Annotated in this window: 11 protein-coding genes; 4 read left to right on the forward strand and 7 right to left on the reverse strand. The window is 36.5% G+C overall.

Annotation, left to right across the window (positions count from 1 at the left end):
• The coding region (locus AVJ19_RS20255; protein WP_111861332.1) for a hypothetical protein at nucleotides 1-180 on the reverse strand (180 nt) is incomplete at its 3' end.
• A 154-nt stretch (nucleotides 181-334) separates the two neighbouring features.
• On the opposite strand from AVJ19_RS20255, the gene AVJ19_RS20260 reads away from it, so the two are divergent.
• Nucleotides 335-583 (forward strand): hypothetical protein, encoded by a 249-nt coding sequence (locus AVJ19_RS20260; RefSeq protein WP_111861333.1) that lies wholly within the window; start codon nucleotides 335-337, stop codon nucleotides 581-583.
• On the opposite strand, the gene AVJ19_RS20265 is transcribed toward AVJ19_RS20260, so the two are convergent.
• The 6 genes from AVJ19_RS20265 to AVJ19_RS20290 all read right to left on the reverse strand — a co-directional run bounded on the left by AVJ19_RS20265 (nucleotide 567) and on the right by AVJ19_RS20290 (nucleotide 3,451).
• On the reverse strand, nucleotides 567-761 hold the full coding sequence (locus AVJ19_RS20265; RefSeq protein ID WP_162626676.1) for a hypothetical protein: 195 nt from the start codon (nucleotides 759-761) through the stop codon (nucleotides 567-569). The two genes, AVJ19_RS20260 and AVJ19_RS20265, sit on opposite strands and share 17 nt — an antisense overlap.
• Before the next feature lie 184 nt (nucleotides 762-945).
• Nucleotides 946-1,200 (reverse strand): hypothetical protein, encoded by a 255-nt coding sequence (locus AVJ19_RS20270; protein ID WP_111861335.1) that lies wholly within the window; start codon nucleotides 1,198-1,200, stop codon nucleotides 946-948.
• On the reverse strand, nucleotides 1,193-1,741 hold the full coding sequence (locus AVJ19_RS20275; RefSeq protein ID WP_111861336.1) for a helix-turn-helix domain-containing protein: 549 nt from the start codon (nucleotides 1,739-1,741) through the stop codon (nucleotides 1,193-1,195). The genes AVJ19_RS20270 and AVJ19_RS20275 overlap by 8 nt, the downstream gene beginning before the upstream one ends.
• Nucleotides 1,738-2,241, reverse strand: a complete 504-nt coding sequence (locus AVJ19_RS20280; RefSeq protein WP_111861337.1) for a hypothetical protein — start codon at nucleotides 2,239-2,241, stop codon at nucleotides 1,738-1,740. Before AVJ19_RS20280 ends, AVJ19_RS20275 begins: the two co-directional genes overlap by 4 nt.
• Before the next feature lie 178 nt (nucleotides 2,242-2,419).
• The gene (locus AVJ19_RS20285; RefSeq protein ID WP_111861338.1) at nucleotides 2,420-2,722 is read right to left on the reverse strand and encodes a hypothetical protein; all 303 of its coding nucleotides are present in this window, start codon (nucleotides 2,720-2,722) and stop codon (nucleotides 2,420-2,422) included.
• Nucleotides 2,723-2,737: 15 nt separating this feature from the next.
• On the reverse strand, nucleotides 2,738-3,451 hold the full coding sequence (locus AVJ19_RS20290; protein ID WP_111861339.1) for a LexA family transcriptional regulator: 714 nt from the start codon (nucleotides 3,449-3,451) through the stop codon (nucleotides 2,738-2,740).
• A 127-nt stretch (nucleotides 3,452-3,578) separates the two neighbouring features.
• Between AVJ19_RS20290 and AVJ19_RS20295 the strand changes: the two genes are divergently transcribed.
• Genes AVJ19_RS20295 through AVJ19_RS20305 form a run of 3 tightly spaced genes read left to right on the forward strand, consistent with a single transcriptional unit; the run spans nucleotide 3,579 to nucleotide 4,463 of the window.
• Nucleotides 3,579-3,800 carry an XRE family transcriptional regulator gene (locus AVJ19_RS20295; RefSeq protein ID WP_111861340.1) on the forward strand — a complete coding sequence of 74 codons (222 nt, stop codon included), beginning with the start codon at nucleotides 3,579-3,581 and terminating at the stop codon, nucleotides 3,798-3,800.
• A gap of 8 nt (nucleotides 3,801-3,808) precedes the next feature.
• A complete protein-coding gene (locus AVJ19_RS20300; RefSeq protein WP_111861341.1) occupies nucleotides 3,809-4,057 on the forward strand; it encodes a hypothetical protein in 249 nt (82 codons plus the stop codon).
• Nucleotides 4,026-4,463: a hypothetical protein gene (locus AVJ19_RS20305; RefSeq protein WP_162626677.1), complete on the forward strand. Its 438-nt coding sequence runs from the start codon at nucleotides 4,026-4,028 to the stop codon at nucleotides 4,461-4,463. Before AVJ19_RS20300 ends, AVJ19_RS20305 begins: the two co-directional genes overlap by 32 nt.
• Nucleotides 4,464-4,619: the final 156 nt, after the last annotated feature.

Raw genomic sequence — 4,619 nt, forward strand, 5'->3', positions numbered from 1 at the left:
ACCTTTCTCATCAGTAGGCTTAACATCTGACACGCCTAAGTTGGTAGGCACTGGTTGTTCTTGAGGCTCAACTACCTTTTCAGCCTTTTGACCCAAAACATAGCTTTCTATTGCTTGAGCTTTTTCGATATTGCCTTCTGCGATGTGCAGGGCTTGTAGACGTAAATTTTGAAGTTCCATTTTTATCTCGGAGAGTGGTTGGTGAGATAAAATATACCTGTTAGGTAAATATAAGTAAATACCTGTGAGGTAAAATATTTAAAATTATTTTTACTTATTTGGTAAATTGTTATTTAATAAACAAAAGAAAATCCAACCAGTAAAGGTGACAAGAATGAGCATGCAGCTTTCGAATGAAATATTTGAATGGCGTAAACAACTAGTAGAAAAACTATTGCTGAATGGCGTGAAGCCTGAGGATATAGAGAAGCAGGTGAGTACCGCACAAAAACTTATTTTTGGGAATTATATTGGCACGATCGAGATTGAATGCCCACTTAAGTATATAGATGAACTAAAAACCACTCTTTTGGAATTTTCACAAAAGAGTGGTTGCCTTGTGATTTCTAAGGCCAATCGCTAGATGAAAGAGGTCCAGCAGCAACTGGTTTTTGATACACACGCCCCTCATCACATGCTTCTTCAATTTCTGTATGTGATTCCTTATAGGCTTGAACCCAATCAGATGCAGTAGTTTCTTTATTGGCGAGTTTTGATTTAGTAAGCTCCAACGCTAGAGCTTCTATAATTTCAGGTTTCATATTTTCTCCGATATTTATGAATGTTTTGAGAACAATGTTGGTGCAGAGTCTCAGCTTCATAATATCAGGGAAAGTATGGATTTTTAAAAAGAAAACCCACACAGGGTGGGTTAGATGGAGAGCTAAAAAGTTTAATTACGTTTAAATTTTTCTTTTAATGCTTGAGTTGAGCTCTCGGCACTTTCTATAATAACTTTTTGTAAATCAGGATTTGCAAAAAACTATTTAATGAATCCTGTAAAGCCAAGACAACATTCATGGGTAATACAATTGTTGCATTATTTACCACTTGATTGTTTACCCTAAAACCAAGTACGAGTTTTAGAGCGTTTGTTTCCATTGCAATTTGTAAAATATGATCTGCATATATAGGTTGTATATTTGGATTCAAACTAGTTGTCGCTTCGACTTTTTCTTGAATGCTTTTTTCTTTACTCATGATGTACAATCTCTAGGCTTTGATTTAAGTAGGTGATATTGATCGCGGGATCTCTAGATGTGATCTTGGGTGTCATTGATGGAATAGCGCTTACTTGAGAGAGGACGCTGGGTGAAGATATGCTTATATATAGATCCTTTTCCCTTCCCGCTAAAACAGCATCAACCACCTGACTACCCGTTTCCATTTGAAAGACCATTTCAATTTCACTTGTGTTTTGCTGTGATGAGATAATTACATTGTTATCTCTATCTATTTGCCATGGTTGTTTGGGTTTGTTGTAATTTTCATTATGAAATATTACATCAAAGTCATATCCAAGTTTTTGGGTAATGGTTGTGATTGTTTTCAAGGTAAGATTTACATCACCAGATAGAACTCTTGTTACACGTCCTTTTGACCAACCCAACTCTTGAGCTAACTCAGCGCGTGAGATTTTTTTATGACGAAGTAGACCTGTGAGTTGAGATGCAACCTGTTCCATCTTAACAATAGACATATCAACATGATATTCATCATTAATTAATGATACTTTACTCATAATAACCTCACTAAAAAATCATTTGATTCCGTAGGATACTTAAAAATTGCTTTAACACGCTCATCAATTATCATCTTTTCAGACGTGTCAATTTTATCTTTACGCTTAGGTGCTAATCTAAACAATACCATTGCATCACCTATAAAAACCAAGTACAGGCGAATACTAGCCTTTCTTATACGATATACTTGTTCATCCTTACCCTCAACCTTGGTTGTATGAGCTCGATGCAATTCACTAGAATCATAAAAATCAAATATTTCATTTAAGATAAGACACTGCTCCAACTTTGAGGCTAGTTGAGTAAATAGACGAATAACATCAGCATCATCACGTGAACTACTCAAACTAAATTCAGATCGATCACGATATAAAAAAATATCATTTTTACTACATGACGATGAAAGCATATAAACCTTTATATTCTCAGGTAACAGAATGCCATGAAGATTTTTTGGAAAACCAATTTGATTCCATCTGAAAAAGTAAGGGTCTATCATTCGTGAAAGTTACCTTATAAGTTAACTTTTATCAACTTTCATTGATAAAAACAAACACAAAAAAGAATTTTTATACAAATAGGTAGTATTTATTGTAAAGAATATAAAATATTGCTTTAGTTACTACCTATTTAAAATAAGAATCTCAAAGCTCTACGTCGGGTTCCAAGCTTTAAATTCACACCCCAGAATACTTCTCTAAAAACTCATCCACCCATCCCTGAGCCACTTCAAGATTGGTAATATCAGCCAGTTTTAGATTCGTTCCTTCCGCCTCGTTAAAACCCTCAATAATAGCTTCAAAGATATTCGCTTCGTTAATGACCTCATGCGCCATTTCCGAAGCGCTATAGCTTTGTTTGGCTTTTCTGAGAGAGGCTATTTGTTTTTCAATTCCCTCGTCAATTTTCGCCAATGCCAGCTTAAACTCTTGACGATTAATAGTTAACGCGGTTTTAGATTTATTGAGTGTTGCAATCATGGTGGTTTCCTTTCACTAGTATCTTGTGTACTTACCAACCACCTTCCCAACAAGTCTGCAAGTATAATCAAGCTCAATAATTTGCGGATGCCAATTAGGATTTAGTGGTTGTAGGTAGTAATTCTCATCTTCAGAAATTAGTTTTTTAAAGGTAGCTTCAGTATCCCCCTCACAAGCCATCACAACTAAAGCACCAGTATGCAATTCATCTATCTGATAGGTTGGATTAATGTAGATAAACTCATTAGGTTTAAAGTCGGGCTCCATGGATGTGCCTTTCACAATAAGAGCAAAGCCACTCTCACCCGCTCTCGGATCATAAGGTATCCAGTCAATTGCGCCAGACAGATCGCTAGATAATACATAACTAAAATCACCAGCCTGTACCCATGACAAAACAGGTGTTTGTCGTGGATTTTCACTATGTGTTAAATCGACAGGTGGTTGAAAGTTCATGTGTTGGGGTTTTTTTTGAGCAAAGCTATTTTCAGCTGCAATGGAAAACGATGATTGATCTAAATAACCCCTAGGCTTGTTGAACGCATCTTCAATTTTCTCAGCAGTATCATCACCAATATTCTTTGTGGGATTCTTCCCTAAATATTGACTTAGCAAGCTGTAAGACATATCGATTTTTTCAGCAAACTCTTTGCGTTTAAGCCCTGATTCATCCATTAATTTTTTTGCATTTAAAAATCTAATCTCATGGATCGTTTTTAAGTCAGCCATTCTTCAAAATACCTTTCTAACAGATTACAAAAATACCTGACAGGTAGAAAAAATAAATACCCTGATAGGTTGAATTTAGTTTACCTTGAGGGTATATTTATTATTAATTTACCTTTAAGGTGTACTTGTGATTACTCTTTACGATTTTTGGCGAGGTCTTGATAAGGATCAGCGCATCAAATTTTGCGAAACCGCAAAAATTTCTTATGGATATATGGAATCTCATCTCATTCATGGTCGCAAAAAACCGAGCATGGAAACCGTCCAAAAAATGGTTGATGCAAGCAACAAGCAATTAACACACGAGAGCATTTTTGATTTTTTCTTAAATAAATCATCTGTCGCTTAGGAATTATTATGACCCGCAGAAGACCTAAGAAAGACGCATCCGCAACGATACACATGCCGCAAGCCATAAAAGACCAATTAACAGGTTTGGCAGAGGCACAACGTTCTGGGCAGGGTGCAAGTGAATATATTTTTGAAAATCTCATAATTCCTCATATCGAGCAGTTAAAAGCCGAGACGAAGATTAAACAAAAGATTTTTGGATTAGTAGGGAACGATAAAAACCATGAGCACCGTTCAGATTTATCCGACCGATAAAAACAGCAGACATAAAAAAAGCCCGACGGCTGAAGTCAGGCTTTTAGTAATTCAAACTTTAGGAGGCATGAATATGAAATCAAATATACCAAAACATCCCCGTGCTAACAAGTGCACAGAATTTAAAACAGAGCAGTGCAATCACTGTTTAATTATGGCGAATTCGCCGGAATTAGAATCGACTGAAAGTGATTTCTTGGTTGGTGATGTGGTGGTTTCTGTTGGTAATTTTGTGGAATCTTTGTTTTTTGTAGTTAGTACTGGGGAGGATCTCCTAGTGCAACATGCAAAAACAAAACGAATATACAAAGCTTTAATCAATAGGGTTAGGCATGCCACTGTTGCCGAACTCTACGCCAACCGCCGTTTAACCGAAGCTGAACACGCTTTAGCGGAGGTGTCATGAACTCAGATCAAATCATCCAATCTTGGCATGAACCTGCGTTACATACGCTAGGTTCACTGCTTTCAGTTCGTAAAGCCAATTTACGCAAGATCAACAACGAGTTCATTCAGCCACGCATTGTTCGTCAATTGGAAATGCGTGGATTAGTGAAGTTAA

The sequence above is a fragment of the Acinetobacter sp. CFCC 10889 genome (assembly GCF_003268395.1).
Classification (GTDB): Bacteria; Pseudomonadota; Gammaproteobacteria; order Pseudomonadales; family Moraxellaceae; genus Acinetobacter.